Here is a 21159-nt window from a genome sequence, read left to right on the forward strand (position 1 = left end):
GTGACCTGCGATGAGTCGTCCGCTGCGTTCGCGCACTTCCACCCATGGCCGGAACATGGCCGGCGCCCGGGCGCTGTGGCGCGCCACCGGGATGGGTGCCGAGGACTTCGGTAAACCGATCATCGCCATCGCGAACTCCTATACCCAGTTCGTGCCCGGGCACGTCCACCTCAAGGACATGGGTGACCTGGTGGCCTCTGCCGTCGCCGAGGCCGGGGGAGTGGCCAAGGAGTTCAACACGATCGCTGTCGATGACGGCATCGCGATGGGCCACGGTGGCATGCTGTACTCCCTGCCGAGCCGCGACCTGATCGCCGACTCGGTCGAATACATGGTCAACGCGCACTGCGCCGACGCGCTCGTGTGCATCTCCAACTGCGACAAGATCACCCCCGGCATGCTCAACGCCGCATTGCGCCTGAACATCCCGGTGGTATTCGTCTCCGGTGGCCCGATGGAAGCCGGCAAGGCGATCGTGGCCGACGGTGTGGCCAAGACCAACCTGAACCTGATCAACGCGATCAACTACTCCGCCGACGACAATGTGTCCGACGAGGCGCTCGCCCAGGTGGAGGAGAACGCCTGCCCCACGTGCGGCTCCTGCTCAGGCATGTTCACCGCCAACTCGATGAACTGCCTCACCGAGGCCCTCGGGCTCTCGCTGCCGGGCAACGGATCGGTGCTCGCCACCCACGCCGCACGCAAGGAGCTGTTCCTCGAGGCCGGAAGGACCGTCGTCGAGCTGGCGAAGCGCTACTACGACGACGAGGACGACAGCGCCGCACCTCGGGCGATCGCCACGAAGGCCGCGTTCGGCAATGCCATGGCGCTCGACGTGGCGATGGGCGGGTCGACGAACACCGTGCTGCACATCCTCGCCGCCGCGCAGGAGGGCGAGGTGGACTTCGGCCTGAGCGACATCGAAGAGATCAGCAGGAACGTGCCGTGCCTGTCGAAGGTGGCGCCGAACCACCCGAACTATCACATGGAGGACGTCCACCGGGCCGGCGGCATCCCTGCGCTGCTGGGTGAACTGAACCGGGCCGGGCTGCTCGAGCGTGACGTGACCAGTGTGCACACACCAACGTTGACGCAGTGGCTCGCCGACTGGGACATCCGCGGCGGGTCCGCCACGGACGAGGCGATCGAGCTCTTTCATGCCGCACCGGGCGGGGTGCGCACCACGCAGGCGTTCTCCACCACCAACCGGTGGGAGTCGCTGGATACCGATGCGGCCGAGGGGTGCATCCGTGACCTCGCGCATGCCTACACGGTGGAGGGCGGTCTCGCGGTCCTACGCGGCAACCTCGCCGAGGACGGTGCCGTGTTCAAGACCGCCGGCGTGGACCCGGATGTCTTCCACTTCGTGGGGAAGGCTCTCGTCTGTGAGTCCCAGGACGATGCGGTCGAGAAGATCCTCACCAAGCAGGTCCAGCCCGGCCACGTCGTCGTCGTGCGTTACGAGGGACCGGCCGGCGGGCCGGGGATGCAGGAGATGCTCTACCCCACCTCCTTCATCAAGGGGCGAGGCCTGGGCAAGGTGTGTGCGTTGATCACCGACGGCCGGTTCAGTGGCGGATCCAGCGGGATCTCGGTGGGGCACATCTCCCCGGAGGCCGCAGCCGGTGGGCTGATCGGGCTGGTCGAAGACGGTGACGAGATCGAGATCGACGTCGACTCCCGCTCGATCCGGCTGAACGTGCCCGACCAGGTGCTTGCCGACCGTCGCGCCAAGATGGAGGCCTCCGAGCACCCGTGGCAGCCCGTGGACCGGGACCGCTACGTCTCCCCGGCGCTGCGCGCCTACGCCGCGATGGCCACCTCGGCCGACCGGGGCGCCGTGCGTGACTTGTCGCTGATCCGTCGCGTCTGACGTCGGCACAGCGTTCTAGAGTGAGGGGATGAGCGACCCCACCACAGCCCCCGGCCCGGACATCAAGCCCCGCTCCCGTGCAGTCACCGATGGATTGGCGGCCACCGCCTCCCGCGGGATGCTGCGCGCCGTCGGGATGGGGGATGAGGACTGGGTCAAGCCCCAGATCGGCATCGCGAGCTCCTGGAACGAGATCACCCCCTGCAACCTCTCCTTGGACCGGCTCGCCCAGGGTGCCAAGGAGGGGGTGCACGCCGGCGGCGGGTATCCGCTGGAGTTCGGCACCATCTCCGTCTCGGACGGGATCTCGATGGGGCACGAGGGCATGCACTTCTCCCTCGTCTCGCGCGAGGTGATCGCCGACAGCGTGGAGACGGTGATGATGGCCGAGCGCTTGGACGGCTCGGTGCTGCTCGCCGGGTGTGACAAGTCCCTGCCCGGCATGTTGATGGCCGCCGCCCGGCTCGATCTGGCGAGCGTCTTCCTCTACGCCGGTTCGATCATGCCCGGGTGGGTCAAACTCTCCGACGGCACCGAGAAGGATGTGACCCTGATCGATGCCTTCGAGGCGGTCGGGGCGTGCCAGCGGGGGCGGATGTCGGTCGAGGACGTCGACCAGATCGAACGTGCCATCTGCCCGGGCGAGGGTGCCTGCGGCGGGATGTACACCGCGAACACGATGGCCTCGGTGGCTGAGGCGATGGGAATGTCGCTGCCTGGCTCGGCCGCACCGCCGTCGGCAGATCGTCGCCGGGACAACTTCGCCCACCGCTCCGGTGAGGCGGTGGTGGAGATGTTGCGTCGGGGGATCACTGCGCGCGACATCATGACCAAGGAGGCGTTCGAGAACGCGATCGCCGTGGTGATGGCCTTCGGCGGCTCGACCAACGCCGTCCTGCACTTGCTTGCGATCGCGAACGAGGCGGAGGTGGAGCTGACCCTCGCCGACTTCGACCGCGTCGCCTCCACGGTGCCGCACCTGGGCGACCTGAAGCCGTTCGGCCGGTACGTGATGAACGACGTCGACCGCATCGGTGGCGTGCCGGTCATCATGAAGGCGCTGCTGGATGCCGGGCTGCTGCACGGGGACTGCCTCACTGTCACCGGTCGCACCGTGGCCGAGAACCTCGCCGACATCGCCCCGCCCGACCCGGACGGGAAGATCCTGCGGGCGCTGGACAACCCGATCCACCCCACTGGGGGTATCACGATCCTGCACGGGTCCCTCGCCCCGGAGGGGGCGGTGGTCAAGTCCGCCGGCTTCGACGAGTCCGTTTTCGAGGGGACCGCGCGGGTATTTGAACGAGAGCAGGCCGCGCTGGCCGCCCTCGAAGACGGCACCATCACCGACGGCGACGTCGTCGTGATCCGGTACGAGGGCCCCAAGGGCGGGCCCGGGATGCGGGAGATGCTCGCCATCACCGGCGCCATCAAGGGCGCCGGGCTCGGCAAGTCGGTGCTGCTGCTGACCGACGGCCGGTTCTCCGGGGGAACCACCGGTTTGTGCGTCGGGCACCTCGCACCAGAGGCCGTCGACGGCGGACCGATCGCCTTCGTCCGCGACGGTGACCCGATCCGCCTGGATGTCGCGGGCAAGACCCTGGATCTGCTGGTCGATGAGTCCGAGCTCGCCCGGCGCCGGGACGACGGAGTGACGCCGGTTCCGCACGGCTACACCCGAGGTGTGCTGGCCAAGTACTCCAAGCTCGTGCAGTCGGCGTCGGTGGGTGCGGTGCTGGGGTGACCGAGGCGGACGTGCTGGCACTGACCGCGACCGGGGTGCTGGTCGTCGCGGCGGGACTGCTCCTTGTGGTAGTCGCGCGGCGTGCCGCTCAGGGGCGGATCCGGCGCAACCCGATCGCCGGGATCCGTACCGCGGCCACGATGGCCTCGGACGAGGCGTGGCTGGCTGCGCATCGGGCGGGGGAGTCGCTCACCGCACTCGGTGGGTGGATCTTCGTGGCGACCGGAGCGGTCACGATGGCCGGGGCTCGGCTGGGTGCTGCTGAGGCCGCGTGGCCGGCGGCGGTGCTCATCGGTGGAATGCTCCTGGCACTCGGCGCGGTTGTCACAGGTGGCATCCGCGGGCATCGCGCCGCTCGTGCGATCAGCGAGGATGAACTCACCAGGCGGTCGTGAGCCCGGGTAGTGCGTGAAACTCCCTGTCCCCCTTGTCGATGTCGGTGCCCGGGAGCACGATGAGCACATGACGACCTTGAGTGCAGAGCAAGTGGCCGCTCACGACGGCCTGGAGGATTGGAGGGTGGTCAAGACCACCCTCCAGACGAGTTACGCGACGGGATCGTTCGCCGCCGGAGCGCGCCTGGTGGGACGGATCTCGCAGATCGCCGACGAGCTCAACCATCACCCGGACGTCACCGTGCGCTATCCGAGCGTGCTCGTCACCACCACCTCCCACGACGTCGGCGGGCTGACCGAGCGGGACATCACCCTCGCCCGGCGCATCAGCGAACTCGCCCGTAGCGAAGGCGTCAGTGCGGACCCGAGCGTCTGCAGTGCGCTGGAGATCGCGATCGACGTACTCGATCGAGACGCCGTGCTGCCGTTCTGGCGGGCGGTTCTCGGCTACCAGGACTCCGCGCTCGGCTACGGCAGCGACCCGGAGGGCCCGGATGCGTTGCGCGACCCGGGCGGGCGCCACCCCGACGTGTGGTTCCAGCAGATGGATGCGCCGCGCCCGCAACGCAACCGCATCCACATCGATGTCTGCGTACCTGAGGACGTCGCCGAAACACGGATCCAGGCCGCGCTCGAGGCGGGTGGTGTGCTGCTCTCGGACTCCCGCGCACCGGCGTTCTGGGTGCTTGCCGATCCCGAAGGGAACGAGGCGTGCGTGTGTACCTCCTTCGGCCGGGTGCGCGAGTGAGTCAGCTGGCCTCGGCCAGCCACCGGATCACATCAGCAGCCGGTCCCGTGTGTGCACTGCGATAGCCCGTCCCGGCCCAGAGGTGCACCAGATCGGTGTCGCCGGCCTCACCCGCGGTGCGCCGCAGGTCGCGGGTCAGGTGGTGGACAGCCGGATACGACGTCGGGGCATGTGCCTCGTGCCGGTCGATGAACCCGTTCCGCAGAGCCCGGGCGGGGCGGCCGGTGAAAGACCGGGTCATCACCGTCTCGGTGAGTGCGGGATCGGTGAGCGCGTCGCGGTGGGTAGCCGAGGTGCCCGCTTCGTCGGTGCGCAGCAGCAGGGTGCCGGCGGCAACCGACTGGGCGCCGGCGGCCAGGAGGCGCGCGACGGCGTCCGGACCGTCCACACCGCCGCAAGCGACCATCGGCAGCTCGACCGCGGCGCGGACTCGAGCCACCAGGTCCTCGGTCCGGATCGGCTCCGGGACCCGGGTCGGGTCGTGGGTGGCACTATGCCCGCCGGCATCCGGGCCTTGGACGACGAGCCCGTCGACGCCTGCTTGATGAGCGGCCCGTGCCTCCTCCGGCGAGGTCACACTGGCCAGCACATGAGTGCCGACATGCTGCAGTGCAGCGATGTCGCCCGGGTCCGGCAGGCCGAAGGTCAGCGACACCACGGGTACCGGGTGAGCGATGAGCAGTTCCAGCTTCTCCGACCAGTGATCGTCGTCCACGACGGGTCTCGGGTTCAGGCGCAGGCCGTACCGGTCTGCCTCGGGCTGGATCCGCACGCTGTAGGCACGGAGGGCGCGCTCATCCGCCGGCGCCGTGGTGGGCACGAAGACGTTGACCCCGAACCGGCCGAGATCGCGCACTCGCTCGATCGCCGCGGCGAGGGCCTCGGCACGCACGTATCCACCGGCGAGGAAGGGGAACCCGCCGGCGGAAGCCACCGCGACGGCGAGCGCTGGCGTACTCGGGCCACCCGCCATCGGTGCAGCGACGATCGGCAGGGGACTGTCCCATAGAGCCTCGGACATACGATCAGCGTAGCGAGCATCAAGCCGTGTCACGATGTGAACCCAGATACCAAGATGTGAGATGGTTGGTGATGTGATGTGACGAGACGCCATCGAGCGGGCTACGATCAAGACATGTTCACGGACTCCCTCGTCGTCGTACTTACCGGGCGCGCTCGCGCGGCCGTCTGAACGACGACGACACCCGCTGAGCGCGCACCCCTCGATCCCACCTCGGGCGAGGGGTTTTGTTTTGTCCACATCAGTCCCTGACGGACCCGCAGAACGCAGGAGGATCAGATGGCCAACGTGCCACATCCCGCGCCGCCGCGACCGCAGCCCCCGAAGCCGGCTCTCGCGCCGGCCGACGCCGGGGCGGTCGCGGGTGAGGCCATGACCGGTGCCAAGTCGGTCGTCCGGTCGCTCGAGTCCGTCGGCGTAGACACCGTCTTCGGCATCCCGGGCGGGGCGATCCTGCCCGTCTACGACCCGCTCTTCGACTCGAGTATGCGGCACATCCTCGTGCGCCACGAGCAGGGGGCGGGGCACGCTGCCGCGGGATACGCCGCCGCGACCGGCAAGGTCGGGGTGTGCATGGCCACCTCCGGCCCGGGCGCGACGAACCTCGTCACCGCCATCGCCGACGCGAACATGGACTCGGTGCCGATGGTTGCCATCACCGGCCAGGTGGCGGAGGCGCTCATCGGCACGGACGGCTTCCAGGAGGCGGACATCGTCGGCATCACGATGCCGATCACCAAGCACTCCTTCCTCATCACCGATCCGGCGGACATCCCGGCCCGGATTGCGGAGGCCTTCCACATCGCCAGCACGGGCCGTCCCGGCCCGGTGCTGGTGGACATCGCCAAGAGCGCGATGCAGGCCGAGACCACCTTCAGCTGGCCGCCGGCGCACCTCGACATCCCCGGCTACCGGCCCATCACCAAGCCCCACATCAAGCAGATCAAGGAAGCTGCACGGCTGCTGGCCACGGCCCGCCGTCCGGTGCTCTACGTGGGCGGCGGGTCGATCCGGGCCGGTGCCTCACCGGAACTGCAGGAGCTGACCAACCTCTCCGGTGCGCCGGTGGTCACCACGCTGATGGCACGAGGGGCCCTGCCGGACTCCCACCCGCAGCACCTGGGCATGCCCGGCATGCATGGGACCGTGGCTGCGGTGGCCGCGTTGCAGAAGGCCGACTTGGTGGTCGCCCTCGGGGCACGCTTCGACGATCGGGTGACCGGCCGGCTGGACAGTTTCGCCCCGGGTGCCACGGTGGTGCACGCCGATATCGACCCTGCCGAGATCTCCAAGAACCGGTTCGCCGACGTGCCGATCGTGGGTGACCTGAAGGAGGTGCTGGGTGACCTGGTGGCGGAGCTGGAGCGCGAGCAGACCCAGCACGGCCAGCCGGACCTGGTGGCGTGGTGGAACATGCTCGACAACCTGCGCGACACCTACCCGCTGGGATGGACCCCCACCGAGGACGGTCTGCTCGCCCCGCAGCACGTCATCTCCCGGCTCGGAGAGATCTCCGGACCGGAGACGATCTTCGCCGCAGGCGTCGGCCAGCACCAGATGTGGGCGGCGCAGTTCATCCGCTATCAGAACCCCCGGACCTGGCTGAACTCCGGCGGCCTGGGCACGATGGGCTACTCCGTGCCGGCGGCGATGGGCGCCAAGGTGGCCCGACCCGAGGCCACCGTGTGGGCGATCGACGGTGACGGATGCTTCCAGATGACGAACCAGGAGCTCGCCACCTGTGCGCTGGAAGGCATCCCGATCAAGGTTGCCATCATCAACAACTCCTCGCTCGGCATGGTCCGGCAGTGGCAGACGTTGTTCTACGAGGAGCGCTACTCCAACACCGACCTCAACACCGGTCACGAGACGGTGCGCATCCCCGACTTCGTCAAGCTGGCGGAGGCCTACGGATGCGTGGGACTGCGCTGCGACAAGGTGGCCGACGTCGACGCCACGATCAAGCAGGCCGAGGAGATCAACGACCGCCCCGTGGTGGTGGATTTCGTGGTCAGCCGTGACGCGATGGTGTGGCCGATGGTCGCCGCCGGCGTCAGCAACGACGACATCCAGTACGCGCGCGGTATCAGCCCGGACTTCGAGCGGGACGAGTGAGGAAGAGATGATGAGCCGACACACACTCTCGGTGCTGGTCGAGAACAAGCCCGGCGTGCTCACCCGCGTCTCGGCGCTCTTCGCCCGGCGCGCGTTCAACATCCACTCCCTGGCCGTGGGGCCCACCGAGCACCCGGAGATCTCCCGGATCACCGTGGTGGTCGACGTGGAGTCCAACCCGCTCGAGCAGGTCACCAAGCAGCTCAACAAGCTGGTCAACGTGCTCAAGATCGTCGAACTGGCGCCGCACGCCTCTGTGCAGCGCGAGCTGTTGCTGGTCAAGGTCAAGGCCGACGACGTCTCCCGCACCGCGGTGCTGCAGGTCGTCGAGCTCTTCCGGGCGCACGTGGTCGACGTGACCCCGGAGGCCGTCACCATCGAGGCCACCGGCGGCGAGGAGAAGCTGCAGGCGCTGCTGGCCTCGCTGGAGCCGTACGGTATCCGTGAGATCGTCCAGTCCGGCGCCGTCGCGATCGGACGGGGCGCCAAGTCCATGACCGACCGGGCGCTCGAGCGCATCAACCGCCCCGCGTGAGCGGGAACGAAACTTCGCCAAGAAACCAAGAAGGAGAAAACTGTGGCTGAGCTGTTCTACGACGACGACGCCGACCTGTCCCTGATCGCAGCCAAGAAGGTCGCCGTCATCGGCTACGGCAGCCAGGGTCACGCGCACGCCCTGAACCTGCGCGACTCCGGTGTCGACGTCCGCGTCGGTCTGCGTGAGGGATCGGCCTCGCAGAAGAAGGCCGAGGACGAGGGGCTGCGCGTGCTGCCCGTCGCCGACGCCGTCCGGGAGGCGGACGTCGTCGTGATTCTCGCGCCGGACCAGGTCCAGCGCCACATCTACACCGACGACATCGCCCCGAACCTCGCCGACGGCGCCACGCTGGTGTTCGGCCACGGCTTCAACATCCGCTTCGGCTACATCAAGCCCAAGGACACCGTGGACGTCATCATGGTTGCCCCGAAGGGCCCCGGGCACCTGGTGCGCCGCGAGTACGCCGATGGCCGTGGCGTCCCGGTGATCGTCGCCGTCGAGCAGGACCCCTCCGGCACCGCCTGGGACCTGGCGCTCTCCTACGCCAAGGGCATCGGCGGCCTGCGCGCCGGCGGGATCAAGACCACCTTCACCGAGGAGACCGAGACCGACCTGTTCGGTGAGCAGAGTGTGCTCTGCGGTGGCGCGTCGCAGCTGGTGCAGTACGGCTTCGAGACGCTGACCGAGGCCGGCTACCAGCCCGAGGTCGCGTACTTCGAGGTCCTGCACGAGCTCAAGCTGATCGTCGACCTCATGGTCGAGGGAGGCCTGGCCAAGCAGCGCTGGTCCATCTCCGACACCGCCGAGTACGGCGATTACGTCTCGGGTCCGCGGGTGATCGACCCGAACGTGAAGGAGAACATGAAGGCGGTGCTGGCCGACATCCAGTCCGGTGCGTTCGCGGAGCGGTTCATCGCCGACCAGGACGCCGGGGCGCCGGAGTTCAAGGAACTGCGAGCCAAGGGTGAGCAGCACCCGATCGAGGCCACCGGCCGCGAGCTGCGGAAGATGTTCTCCTGGATGAAGGAGACCGACGCTGACTATGTCGAGGGAAGCGCCGGACGCTGACCTACTCCAACTGACACAGCTGCGGCAGTCTGAACTACCTACGGAGGTAGGTCAGACTGCCGCAGATGTGTCAGACGCTCTGCGGCTACCATCGGCGCTATGACCGATGCCGAAGCTCAGTCCGGATCGCCTCCGCCGGAGGATCCGGAGCCGCAGACGGCCGAAGAATCAGTACGCGAGGCTCGCGAGACGGTCATTTCCCGCGGCACCCGCGCCTCGGTGGGCACACTCGCCCCGATCGTGCGGCGGGCGGTACGGATCCTTCGGTTCCCGGCCCACGCCGTCGGGTTGGTCCCCGTGGCGCCGGTGCTGGGAATCTTCGTGCTCGCCGTCACTGGTGACGGCTGGTGGGAACGGATCGTGCTCGTGCTGCTGGCTGCGGCGGGCGCTGCGGTGATGGTGCTGTGGTGGATCCGGATCCACCGTTACGTCACCGCTGTGGATGACCCGGACGCTCTGACGGGCGAGTTCGTGCAGCTGGTGGACCTGCTGGAGATGCGGGACGAGATGCTGAACCGGCTCAAGGCCCTCGCGGAGAAGGGCGGTGTCCGGTTCTTCCGGCGGCTGCGATCGTTGTGGCAGGTGGTGACGATCCCGGACTATCTGACGGGCCGCATCGAGGAGCTCGGCCGTGCGCGTTGGTTCGTCCCGCCGATGATCGGTACCACGGTGCTGCGCGCGACGGCCCTGTTCTGGACGGCGATCGTCTCCTGGGGTCTCTTCCTGGTCCTGCTGGGGTTACGGCTCACCGGCGGCTTCTGATCGCGGCCATGTGAGGATGTCGGTGTGGACTCCGACGAGATCGAGCAATTCTGGAAGCGTGCCCGGCTGCGTGGTCGGGTGGCGTGGCTGGAGCCGTTCGTGGGTCAGCATCGACTGGGCACGCTGCCGCCACCGGCGTTCGCGTTCGCACCGGAGCCCTACTTGGCCCAGCGGATGGCCGAGGAGGTGCTCGCGGGTGAACGCACCGCCGTCAGCACGCTCCGGTCGGATTTCCCCGACGACGTCCCCGTGCCTGAGGTGGGGGATCTCGCCATCGTGCTGGACGGGCACGAGCAGCCGGTCGCGCTGATCCGCTCGGTCGAGGTGCGTGTGGTGGCCTTCGGCGACGTGGACGATCGGCATGCGCGTGGTGAGTGCGAGCCGGACGCCGCATCCTGGCGTGAGCACCAGCGCCAGTTGATGGGCGCCACGGACGTCGACGACGTGGTGCTGGAACGGATCGTCCTGGTCTTTCCCGCTCAGGAGAGTGCCACGGTGGCGGCCACTATCTGAGACAGATTGTCCGGTCCTTGATACGTCGGACTAGCATGCGGAGCATGGCACGCACGATCAAGCTCGCAGTTGTCGGTGGCGACGGAATCGGTCCGGAGGTGACCGCCGAGGGCCTCAAGGTGCTCGACGCCGTCCTCGCCGGGACCGACGTGAGCATCGAACGCACCGACTTCGAGCTCGGTGCCGCCCGCTGGCACGCGACCGGTGAGACCCTCACCGAGGATGACCTCGCCGCGATCAGCACCCACGACGCAATCCTGCTCGGCGCTGTCGGCGACCCGACCGTGCCCTCCGGTGTGCTCGAGCGTGGCCTGCTGCTGAAGTTGCGCTTCGCCTTGGACCACTACGTCAACCTGCGCCCCTCCACGCTCTTCCCGGGTGTCTCCTCCCCGCTGGCGGACCCTGGCGAGGTGGACTTCGTCGTCGTGCGTGAAGGGACCGAGGGCCCCTACGTGGGCAACGGCGGCGCGCTGCGTGTGGGAACCCCGCACGAGATCGCCACCGAGGTCAGCGTCAACACCGCGCACGGTGTGGAGCGCGTGGTGCGTGATGCCTTTGCCCGCGCCCAGGCCCGCCCACGCAAGAAGCTCACGCTCGTGCATAAGCACAACGTGCTCGTTCACGCCGGTCACCTGTGGCGCCGGACCGTCGACGCGGTGGCACCGGAATTCCCGGACGTCTCGGTCGACTACTTGCACGTGGACGCGGCCACCATCTTCATGACCACCGACCCCTCGCGGTTCGACGTGATCGTCACCGACAACCTCTTCGGCGACATCATCACCGACCTCGCCGCCGCGATCACCGGCGGGATCGGCCTGGCCGCCTCCGGCAACGTCAACCCGGACAAGACCTTCCCCTCGATGTTCGAGCCGGTGCACGGCTCCGCTCCCGACATCGCCGGCCAGCAGAAGGCCGACCCGACCGCGGCAATCCTCTCGGTCGCGCTCCTGCTGGACCACCTCGGCCTCACCGAGCAGGCCCGGCGTATCGAGGAGGCCGTCAGCGCCGACATCGCCGAGCGCAGCGGCGCGCGCTCGACCAGCGAGATCGGCGACGCACTCGCCGCACGAGTAGCCGGCTGAGCGAGCGCCCGGCCAGCGACTTCCGCCAGCCCTAGCGCCCGCTCCCACCTGCCCCGACCGGGGCCGCCGACATCCAGACCAGGTGGAAGGGCCACATGAGTACGATTCCCGACGGCGCACCGCACTTCCCGGTGCAGCCGAACCTCTCCCCGTTCCCGGCCGAGGAACGCCGGCAGGCACTCCTTGCACCGCGTTTCGGCACCCGCTTCACCGACCACATGGCTCGCGCCCACTGGTCGACGCAGACCGGGTGGAGCGGCCATCGCGTGGAGCCCTACGCCCCGCTGACGATGGACCCCGCTGCCGCGGTGCTCCACTACGGCCAGGAGATCTTCGAGGGCCTCAAGGCCTACCGCCACGCCGACGGCTCGGTCTGGGCCTTCCGCCCCGAGCTCAACGCCGCCCGGTTCGCGGCCAGCGCCCGCAGACTGGCCCTGCCGGAGCTGCCGGAAGCCGACTTCCTCGCCTCACTCGAAGCGCTCGTGCGCACGGATCGGGCCTGGGTGCCCGCAGCCGCGGGTGCGAGTCTGTACCTGCGGCCGTTCATGTTCGCCTCTGAAGCCTTCCTCGGGGTGAGACCGGCCGCCGGTGTCGACTATCTGGTCATCGCTTCCCCAGCTGGTGGTTACTTCACCGCTGGGTTCGCGCCGGTCTCGATCTGGGTGGCCCGCGACCAGCACCGCGCCGGCCCGGGTGGCACCGGTGCCGCCAAGACCGGCGGCAACTATGCCGCGAGCCTGGAGCCGCAGCAGCGGGCCCGCGAGCACGGGTGCGACCAGGTGTGCTTCCTGGATGCCGCCACCAGCACCACCCTGGAGGAGATCGGCAGTATGAACGTGCTGCTGGTGATGGGCGATGGCAGCGTGCACACACCCGCGCTCACCGGCACGATCCTCGCCGGGGTCACACGGCGCTCGGTGCTCGACCTGCTCGCCGACGAGGGACGCGAGGTCGTCGAGCGCACGATCAGCCTCGCCGAGGTGCTCGACGGACTGCGCCGCGGGACGGTGACCGAAGTGCTCGCCTGCGGGACGGCGGCTGTGATCACACCCATCGGCCGGCTCGCCGGCGAGGGTTTCGATGTGACCGTCGCAGGCGGCGTGCCGGGTCCGGTCGCCACACACCTGCACGAGCGGCTCACCGGCATTCAGTACGGCAGGTGCGACGATACTGACCGGTGGCTGCACCGGCTGGCGTGAGGTTGCGCCAGCACGCGGCGCCGCCAGCCAGTGAGCGGTACCGTCTACACGACACAGACCCTGCCGAGCAGGGTGAGGCACGCGAAGGAACCCACACCATGAGCAGCGAAACCACCAGTGACTCGGCGATGTCGATGTTCGAGGTGCACCCGTCCTCGCATCCGCGCACCTTGGCTGAGCGCACCGCGGCGCTGGAGCACCTCGCGTTCGGCGCCGTGTTCTCCGACCACATGGCCCACGCCGTCTGGACCCCGGACGCCGGCTGGCACGACCAGCGGGTGGAGGCCTACGCGCCGATCAGCCTGGACCCGGCCGCCGCGGTGCTGCACTACGCGCAGGAGATCTTCGAGGGTCTCAAGGCCTACCGCCACGCCGACGGCTCGGTCTGGGCTTTTCGGCCTGAGGCGAATGCGGCCCGGTTCGCGGCCAGTGCCCACCGGCTGGCCCTCCCGGAGCTGCCGGCAGCGCAGTTCCTCGGGTCCATCGAGGCGCTCGTGTCCACCGATCTGGAGTGGGTGCCTGGCTCGGTGGGGTCGAGTCTGTATCTGCGGCCGTTCATGTTCGCGTCCGAGCCGTTCCTCGGGGTGCGTCCCTCTCAGCAGGTCGACTATCTCCTGATCGCCTCACCGTCCGGTCCGTACTTCACCTCCGGATTCCAGCCGGTCTCGATCTGGGTGGCCGAGGGCTACCACCGGGCGGGGCCCGGGGGGACGGGTGCGGCCAAGTGCGGCGGCAACTACGCCGCCAGCCTGCTTCCGCAGCAGCAGGCGATCGAGAACGGATGCGCTCAGGTCTGCTTCCTCGACGCCGCCACCAACACCTATCTCGAAGAGCTCGGGGGGATGAACGTCTTCATCGTCACCGACGACGGTGAGGTGCACACCCCGGCACTGACTGGGACGATCCTGGAAGGCGTGACGCGCCGGTCGATCCTGCAGCTGCTGGCCGATGACGGCCGCCAGGTGCACGAGCGCCAGATCAGCCTGGCCGAGATCACCGAGCAGATCGCCTCGGGCCGCATCACCGAGATCTTCGCCTGCGGCACTGCTGCCGTGGTGACTCCGATCGGGGAACTCAAGAGCACCGGCTTCGATCTGACGGTGGCCGGCGGTGAAGCGGGCCCGGTCACCCAGTGGCTGTACCAGCACCTCACCGATCTGCAGTACGGGCGCATCGAGGACCCGTACGGATGGATGCGGCGCCTGGCCTGAGCTACTCGGCGTCGCCGTAGTTCTCCACGATCGCCACATCGAGCGGGAACGCCACCGGGGCGCGGCCGAACAGCAATCGGCCGGCCTCGGTGGCGCTCGCCCTGATCTGATCAGCGACCGCCTCGGCCTCCTCGGCAGGTGCATGCACGATCACCTCGTCGTGCAGGAAGAACACCAGGTGCGCCCGGTCGGGGAGGGGCGCCAGGGCAGCCAGTCGACGGCGGATCTCGGCCATCCAGCACAACGCCCACTCCGCAGCCGTGCCCTGGACCACGAAGTTGCGGGTGAATCGTCCCCAGTCCCGCGCGCTCTGGCGCGCACGTCGCTCGACGGCGTCCGTTGCGTCCGGCTGGCTGGCGGCGGCTTGGCGTTCGTGCCAGGCCGCCGGGGGCGGGGGAGAGGTGCGGCCGAGCCAGGTGTGCACGATCCCGCCTGCCTCGCCGGTGCGTGCCGCCTGCTCGACGACTCCGGTGGCACGTGGGTAGGCGCGCATGAGCCGCGGCATCAGCAGCCCGGCCTCCCCGGTGGTGGCCCCGTAGAGGGCGCCGAGCATGGCGATCTTGGCGTCGGCGCGGGTGGGCATGGTGCCGCGGTCGACCAGGCCTTGGTAGAGGTCGCCGGCCCGGCCCGCGGCAGCGAGGGCATCGTCGCCGGACATCGCCGCCAGGACGCGGGGCTCGATCTGCGCGGCGTCGGCGACCACCAGGCGCCAGCCAGCATCAGCCCGGACAGCCCGCCGCAGCGACTTGGGGAGCTGCAGCGCGCCGCCGCCGCTGGTGGCCCAGCGTCCGGTGACCACACCGCCGGGGACGTAGTCCGGCCGGAAGCGGTGCTGCCGATGCTCGCTCGGTCCCGGGCGGATCCACTGGTCGAGCCACACCCAGCCGTTCGCGCTGAGCAGCCGGGCAAGCTTCTTGTACTCCAGCAGTGGTTCGACCACCGGGTGGTCGAGCCGGCCGACCTCCCACTTGGAAGTCGTGGACACATCGAGTCCGGCACGCCGCAGCGCCCGCAGCAGATCCGGTTGGGAGTCGGGGTTCAGCGCCGGGGCGGCGAGTTGTGTTCGTACCTGGCCGGCGAGCGCCTCCAACCGGGCCGGGCGGGCCCCGGTGGCGGGCCGGGGACCGAGCATCCGGGTGAGGATCTGCTCATGGGCAGTCCGGTCCCAGGGGAGACCGTCGGCGGCGATCTCGGCTGCGATGAGCGCTCCGGCGGATTCGGCGGCCAAGAGCAGCCGCATCCGCTCCGGCTGCGGGCAGTCCGTGATCGCGTCGTGTTGGCGAGCGCGTTCGGCGAGCAGTTCCTCCAGGCCCAGGGCCTCGGTGAGCGCGTCGTCCCAGAGGGTGGGTGGAGATGCCTCGCCTGGGGCAGCCGGGTGCGTCGATCGCCACCCCAGCTCCGGCCAGTCCCGGTCCGGGAGGGCGTGCTGCAGGACCACCCGGCACAGCCGAAGATCCAGGCAGCGGCTCACGCGGATACCAGCAGCGATCAGTCCCGGTGCAAGCGCCGCGGTGTCGGCCCAGACCCACCGAGGTGAGTCCTGCCGCTCTTGGTGACCCACCACCTGCGCCAGCTCTTCGCGTGCACAGGTGCGCTGCGCCGTCGGGCGTGCCTCGGTGCCCAGCTCGACCAGATGCACGGTGGCGCCATCGCCCACGGGGTGCACCAGGATCTCCACAGGTGCGAGCCTACGGCGAGGCGCTGACACCGGTGCGATGTGCGATGATGAGCACATGACGCCCACCAGCGCCCTGATTATCGACTAGCGCGTTCGCCACACCCGGTGAACGCGCAGACCTCCCGTACCCGGGGGGTCTTTTTGTTGCTGGACCCACCCGCAGGAAGTCATGACCATGAGTACCCCAACCACGCCCACCGGCGACCACGGCGACGCCGTGCACGTCTACGACACCACGCTGCGCGACGGCGCTCAGCAGGAGGGGATGAACCTCACCGTTGCTGACAAGCTCGCCATCGCACCGATGCTGGACGAGCTCGGGGTGACGTTCATCGAGGGCGGCTGGCCGGGAGCGATCCCGAAGGACACCGAGTTCTTCGCGCGCGCGACCAAGGACCTGGATCTGACGAACGCCGAGCTCGCCGCGTTCGGCTCGACTCGCAAGCCGGGCACGACGGCGCACCGCGATACCCAGGTGCGGGCACTGCTCGACTCCGAGGCCCCCACGATCACGCTCGTGGCCAAGAGCGATATCCGGCACGTCGAGCGCGCGCTGCGCACCACCGGCGAGGAGAACCTCGCCATGATCGCCGACACCGTCTCCTATCTGGTGGGGGAGGGCCGCCGGGTGGTGCTCGACGCCGAGCACTTCTTCGACGGCTACCGCTTCGACCCCGGTTACGCGATGCAGGCCGTCACCGTGGCGTTCGAGGCCGGGGCCGAGGTGGTGGCGCTGTGCGACACCAATGGCGGCATGCTGCCCGAATGGGTGCACGAGATCGTCACCGAGGTGCGCGCTGGGACCGACCCCTCGCGCCACATCCTGGGGATGCACGCCCACAATGACTCCGGCTGCGCCGTGGCCAACTCGATGGCCGCCGTCAGCGCCGGTGCCCGGCACGTGCAGGGAACGGTGAACGGCTACGGGGAGCGCACCGGCAACGCGGACTTGCTGGCCGTCGTCGCCAACCTCGACCTCAAGCTCGGCCTGCGCACCCTGGCCGACGGCGGGCTGGAGGAGGTGACCCGGATCGCGCACGCGATCAGCGAGGTCACCAACATCGCCCCGTTTGCGCGCCAGCCTTATATCGGCGCCAGCGCCTTCGCCCACAAGGCCGGGCTGCACGCGAGCGCCATCCGCATCGACCCGGACCTCTACCAGCACATCGACCCGCGCAAGGTCGGCAATGACATGCGGATGCTGGTCTCGGACATGGCCGGCCGTGCCAGCATCGAGCTCAAGGGCCGCGAGCTCGGGTTCGACCTCACGGGGCAGTCGGACCTGCTCGGGCGGGTCACCACCCGCGTCAAGGATGCCGAGGCGAACGGGTACACCTACGACGCTGCCGATGCCTCCTTCGAGCTGCTGCTGCGCGAGGAGATCACCGGTGAGCGCCCGGTGTACTTCCGCACCGAATCCTGGCGAGCCATCGTGGATCACTCCGCCGGGCCCGACGGTGTGATGCGGGACGTGGCCGAAGCGACGGTGAAGCTCCACGCCGGGAACCAGCGGGTGGTCTCCACCGGCGAGGGGAACGGTCCGGTGAACGCCCTCGACCACGCCCTGCGCCAGGCGCTCGCGAGGGCGTACCCGCAGATCGAGGACATCGAGCTGATCGACTACAAGGTGCGCCTGCTGGACTCCGCACACGGCACCGACGCGATTACCCGGGTGCTGATCGAACTCACCGACGGCCGGCACTCCTGGAGCACCGTCGGTGTCGGGGCGAACCTGCTCGAGGCCTCGTGGGAGGCGCTCGTGGACGGTCTGGTCTACGGCCTCCTTCATGCCGACGTGGCGCCACTAGGGTGAAGATGTGAGCAGAGGCGAATACAAGGTCCCCGGGGGAAAGCTGGTCGCGGCCGAGGTGGAGGTCGTGGACGAGCGCCTGGCGAGCGTGCACATCAGTGGCGACTTCTTCCTCGAGCCGGACGACGCACTGGAGAAGATCGACGCGGCGCTGACAGACCTGCCCAAGGACGTCACCGTCGAGCGGATGGCCACACTGGTCGAGCGGGCGACGGCGGATGCTCATCTGGTCGGTTTCACCCCGCAAGCGGTGGCGATCGCCGTCCGGCGTGCCCTCGGTCGGGCCACCGGCTGGCATGACCACACCTTCGAGATCGTGCATCCCGGTCCGTCGGAGCCGACGATGAACCTGGCGCTGGACCAGGTGCTGCTGGAGGAGGTCGGGGCCGGCCGGCGCGGCCCCACGCTGCGGATCTGGGAGTGGTCGGGGCGATGCGTGATCCTCGGCTCGTTCCAGTCCTTGCGCAACGAGATCGAGAGTGTTGCCGCTGAGGAACTGGGCGTGCAGGTGGTCCGCCGGATCTCCGGTGGCGGGGCGATGTTCGTCGAGCCGGGGAATGCGATCACGTACTCGCTGTACGTCCCTGGATCTCTGGTGGAGGGCCTGAGCTTCGAGCAGTCCTACGCCTTCCTCGATGACTGGGTGATCGGCGCGCTGCGCGAGCTGGGGATCGATGCCTCCTACGTGCCGCTCAACGACATCTCCTCCCCGGAGGGAAAGATTGGGGGAGCCGCCCAGAAGCGACTCGCGAACGGCACGGTGCTGCACCATGTGACGATGTCCTACGACATCGACGCAGCCAAGATGCTGCAGGTGCTGCGCATCGGGCGGGAGAAGCTCTCCGACAAAGGGACCGCCAGCGCGAACAAGCGGGTGGACCCGATGCGTCGTCAGACCGGGATGACCCGCGAAGCCATCATCGAGTCCATGAAGGACCACTTCCGGGCCCGGTACCGCACCACCGAGGGGGACTTGCGCTCGGAGGAGATCGCTCGCGCCGGCGAGCTCGCAGTGGGCAAGTTCTCCGACCCGGCCTGGATCGCTCGCGTTCCCTGATCTGGCGACTAGCCAGTCAGCTCCAGGTGGAGGATCGGGTACGGGCGACCGTCGCCGTCGAGTTCGCTGCGACCGACTCGGGCAAATCCTTGACTGAGGTAGAAACCGACGGCTCGAGAATTTTGTTCGTTGACATCTACTGTGGTGACGGCATTGTTCGCAATCGCCTCCCGGAGCAGGGCGGTGCCGATCCCGCCGCCTCGGACGCTGTTCGAAACGAAGAGCATCTCCAGGTTCTGCTCTGAAGTGCCGGCGAATCCAACAGGCGCCCCTTCTTTCTCGGCCACGATGAGAGATACCGCCGGAAAATATGCTGAGGCAAGGTTGCTCTCAATTCGCAGGAAATCAGTCCTGTCGAGGAAGTCGTGCGTAGCCTCCACTGCACTTCGCCATATCTCCACGAGCTCGGGGAACTCTACGGCTCCCCGGGTGGAACGGATTCTGATGTCAGCGATTTCTGGGGGCATCCCGTGAAGATAGTGCGGGAGCAACTTTCTCGTCCAGGAAATTTCTTCGTAAGTCAAGTGGGCTTTCAAGGCCGACGATGCGTCGCCGGTGCACGCGGGTGCCCGTCCGGCGCTTGACACCGCACCCTCCGATGCTTAATCGTATAACCGGCACACGATCACAGCACCGGAGGAGACGATGACGCAGGCACGACGACCGACGTCGCGCGATGTCGCGGCGGCGGCCGAGGTCTCAGTGGCGACCGTCTCCTACGTGATGAACGGCCGGACCGACCGCCGGATCCCGGAGGTCACGCGTGACCGCGTGCTGGCTGCTGCTGAGGAACTCGGCTATGCGCCGGACCGTGCCGCACGGATGCTGCGCCGTCGTTCCACCGAGCAGATCTGCCTCGTGATCGGCAGCTTCGGGGTTCCGGTCCTGGACCAGCTGGCGGCGAGTCTGCACGAGACGGGGGATCGGCACGGCTTCGGCCTCATCACCATGGTCGTCAACTCGCCCCCGTCGGCTCGGCGCGCGATCGAGCGGCTGCGGGAGCGGATCGCGGACGGTGTGGTGATCGCGGGCGGGCTCCACCACATCGGAGCGGACGGTCTGCAGGAGCTGGCGCGCGCCGGTATGCCCGCGGTGGTGCTGAGTAACGCGATGCCCGCAGACGGGTTCGACGTCTACTGCGAACCTGAGAGCGAGGCCATGGCCGAGGCCGTGGGTCACCTGTGGAGCAGCGACCGCCGTCGGATCGCCTACCTTGGCCACGAGCGTGAAGTCGCGCAGTACCACGCAGGGCTGCAGGTCGACAGTGACCGGTTTGCCGCGTTCGCGACGGCCCTGGAGGGCCACGGTGGACGCCTCGATGCCGACCTGGTGGTGGCTGGGGCGGACAGCCGGGCCGAAGGGTACCGGGCAGTGTCAGCGCTCCTGAGCGCACCCAGGCCGCCCGATGCGATCGTTGCGGCATCGTCCCGCTCGGCCGTGAGCACGATCTGGGCCGCCCGCGACCAGGGGCTCAACGCCCCGCACGATTTGGCCGTCGTGGGAGCCGGCGCGATCCCGGAGGCTCTGGTCATCCGGCCGACCCTGAGCACTATCGGACCTCCCGGCGACTCCGACTTCACAGACCTGGCCACGATGCTCTTCGACCGCATCACCGCTCGTGACGCTGGTCGATGGCGCGAGATCCGCCGGCCATGGATCTACCACCGGCGCGGATCCACCTGAGCGCGCCGCGCTCTGACACCACTGACCGCACTAAAGAATGGACCCTCGTGCCTGATCCCACCAGTCGCCCGAACGTCATCGTCGTCTTCACCGACCAGCAGCGCTGGGACACCACCGGAGCCGGCGGTAACCCGCTCGACCTGACCCCGGAGTTCGACGCCATCGCCACCAGCGGGACGTACCTGGCGCAGGCGTTCACGGCGAACCCGGTCTGTGCGCCCGCCCGGGCGGCGATCCAGACGGGGCTGTACGGGACGTCGTCGGGGTGCTTCCGCAACGGCACCACGCACGGGCAGACACGCACGCTTGCCCATTACTTCGCTGACGCCGGCTACGCCACCGGATACATCGGCAAGTGGCATCTGGCCGACACCGAGCCGGTGCCGCCCGAGCAGCGCGGGGGCTACGAGTCCTGGCTCGCGGCGAACCTGCTGGAGTTCACCTCCGATGCGTACCGGACCGTGATGTTCGATGACGACGGTGAGCCGGTGATGCTCCCGGGCTACCGGTCCGATGCGATCTTCGACGCCGCGATCCGGTTCGTGGCCGATCACAGCACACCCCCGGTGGGGCCCGCGCCCGCCGAGCAGGAGCGCCCGTTCTACCTGTTCTGCTCCCTGATCGAGCCGCACCACCAGAACGAGGTGGACACCTACCCG

Annotated in this window: 19 protein-coding genes; 16 read left to right on the forward strand and 3 right to left on the reverse strand. The window is 68.7% G+C overall.

Annotated elements, in window-relative coordinates; translation table 11 throughout:
• Nucleotides 1–10: 10 nt before the first annotated feature.
• The 4 genes from ilvD (FV560_RS19405) (at nucleotide 11) to FV560_RS19420 (ending at nucleotide 4760) form a co-directional block, all read left to right on the forward strand.
• Entirely contained in the window at nucleotides 11–1873 is a 1863-nt protein-coding gene (ilvD, locus tag FV560_RS19405; RefSeq protein WP_159623542.1) for a dihydroxy-acid dehydratase, read from the forward strand.
• A gap of 28 nt (nucleotides 1874–1901) precedes the next feature.
• Entirely contained in the window at nucleotides 1902–3617 is a 1716-nt protein-coding gene (gene ilvD, locus FV560_RS19410; protein ID WP_159623544.1) for a dihydroxy-acid dehydratase, read from the forward strand.
• Nucleotides 3614–4012, forward strand: coding sequence for an SdpI family protein (locus FV560_RS19415; RefSeq protein ID WP_159623546.1), 399 nt, complete (start codon nucleotides 3614–3616; stop codon nucleotides 4010–4012). The genes ilvD (FV560_RS19410) and FV560_RS19415 overlap by 4 nt, the downstream gene beginning before the upstream one ends.
• Before the next feature lie 67 nt (nucleotides 4013–4079).
• Nucleotides 4080–4760, forward strand: a complete 681-nt coding sequence (locus tag FV560_RS19420) for a 4a-hydroxytetrahydrobiopterin dehydratase (RefSeq protein WP_159623548.1) — start codon at nucleotides 4080–4082, stop codon at nucleotides 4758–4760.
• A gap of 1 nt (nucleotide 4761) precedes the next feature.
• Here FV560_RS19420 and FV560_RS19425 read toward each other — a convergent pair whose 3' ends face one another.
• Complete coding sequence (locus tag FV560_RS19425) at nucleotides 4762–5781, reverse strand: NAD(P)H-dependent flavin oxidoreductase (protein WP_159623550.1); 1020 nt, start codon at nucleotides 5779–5781, stop codon at nucleotides 4762–4764.
• Between the two features lie 279 nt (nucleotides 5782–6060).
• Between FV560_RS19425 and FV560_RS19430 the strand changes: the two genes are divergently transcribed.
• The 8 genes from FV560_RS19430 to FV560_RS19465 all read left to right on the forward strand — a co-directional run bounded on the left by FV560_RS19430 (nucleotide 6061) and on the right by FV560_RS19465 (nucleotide 14272).
• A complete protein-coding gene (locus tag FV560_RS19430; RefSeq protein WP_159623552.1) occupies nucleotides 6061–7896 on the forward strand; it encodes an acetolactate synthase large subunit in 1836 nt (611 codons plus the stop codon).
• Between the two features lie 10 nt (nucleotides 7897–7906).
• Entirely contained in the window at nucleotides 7907–8431 is a 525-nt protein-coding gene (ilvN, locus tag FV560_RS19435) for an acetolactate synthase small subunit (protein ID WP_159623565.1), read from the forward strand.
• 42 nt (nucleotides 8432–8473) lie between these two features.
• Nucleotides 8474–9502 carry a ketol-acid reductoisomerase gene (gene ilvC / locus FV560_RS19440; protein WP_159623567.1) on the forward strand — a complete coding sequence of 343 codons (1029 nt, stop codon included), beginning with the start codon at nucleotides 8474–8476 and terminating at the stop codon, nucleotides 9500–9502.
• A 99-nt stretch (nucleotides 9503–9601) separates the two neighbouring features.
• Entirely contained in the window at nucleotides 9602–10264 is a 663-nt protein-coding gene (locus FV560_RS19445) for a hypothetical protein (protein WP_159623569.1), read from the forward strand.
• 24 nt (nucleotides 10265–10288) lie between these two features.
• Nucleotides 10289–10777, forward strand: coding sequence for an ASCH domain-containing protein (locus FV560_RS19450; RefSeq protein WP_159623571.1), 489 nt, complete (start codon nucleotides 10289–10291; stop codon nucleotides 10775–10777).
• Nucleotides 10778–10821: 44 nt separating this feature from the next.
• A complete protein-coding gene (locus tag FV560_RS19455; protein WP_159623573.1) occupies nucleotides 10822–11862 on the forward strand; it encodes a 3-isopropylmalate dehydrogenase in 1041 nt (346 codons plus the stop codon).
• 95 nt (nucleotides 11863–11957) lie between these two features.
• On the forward strand, nucleotides 11958–13061 hold the full coding sequence (locus tag FV560_RS19460; protein ID WP_159623575.1) for a branched-chain amino acid aminotransferase: 1104 nt from the start codon (nucleotides 11958–11960) through the stop codon (nucleotides 13059–13061).
• 98 nt (nucleotides 13062–13159) lie between these two features.
• Entirely contained in the window at nucleotides 13160–14272 is a 1113-nt protein-coding gene (locus FV560_RS19465) for a branched-chain amino acid aminotransferase (RefSeq protein ID WP_159623577.1), read from the forward strand.
• 1 nt (nucleotide 14273) lies between these two features.
• Here FV560_RS19465 and FV560_RS19470 read toward each other — a convergent pair whose 3' ends face one another.
• Nucleotides 14274–15950, reverse strand: a complete 1677-nt coding sequence (locus FV560_RS19470; RefSeq protein ID WP_235020247.1) for a bifunctional 3'-5' exonuclease/DNA polymerase — start codon at nucleotides 15948–15950, stop codon at nucleotides 14274–14276.
• Nucleotides 15951–16125: 175 nt separating this feature from the next.
• Between FV560_RS19470 and cimA the strand changes: the two genes are divergently transcribed.
• Both cimA and FV560_RS19480 read left to right on the forward strand, forming a co-directional pair.
• Nucleotides 16126–17763: a citramalate synthase gene (gene cimA, locus FV560_RS19475; protein WP_159623581.1), complete on the forward strand. Its 1638-nt coding sequence runs from the start codon at nucleotides 16126–16128 to the stop codon at nucleotides 17761–17763.
• Between the two features lie 4 nt (nucleotides 17764–17767).
• Entirely contained in the window at nucleotides 17768–18817 is a 1050-nt protein-coding gene (locus FV560_RS19480) for a lipoate-protein ligase LplAB (protein ID WP_159623583.1), read from the forward strand.
• 8 nt (nucleotides 18818–18825) lie between these two features.
• On the opposite strand, the gene FV560_RS19485 is transcribed toward FV560_RS19480, so the two are convergent.
• On the reverse strand, nucleotides 18826–19284 hold the full coding sequence (locus tag FV560_RS19485) for an acetyltransferase (protein ID WP_159623585.1): 459 nt from the start codon (nucleotides 19282–19284) through the stop codon (nucleotides 18826–18828).
• Nucleotides 19285–19462: 178 nt separating this feature from the next.
• Between FV560_RS19485 and FV560_RS19490 the strand changes: the two genes are divergently transcribed.
• A complete protein-coding gene (locus FV560_RS19490) occupies nucleotides 19463–20500 on the forward strand; it encodes a LacI family DNA-binding transcriptional regulator (RefSeq protein ID WP_159623587.1) in 1038 nt (345 codons plus the stop codon).
• A 47-nt stretch (nucleotides 20501–20547) separates the two neighbouring features.
• Nucleotides 20548–21159 (forward strand): sulfatase-like hydrolase/transferase (locus FV560_RS19495; RefSeq protein ID WP_200837825.1); only part of this gene is annotated, 612 nt, incomplete at its 3' end.

Source organism: Ruania rhizosphaerae (assembly GCF_009805705.1).
In the GTDB taxonomy this organism is placed as follows: Bacteria; Actinomycetota; Actinomycetes; order Actinomycetales; family Beutenbergiaceae; genus Ruania; species Ruania rhizosphaerae.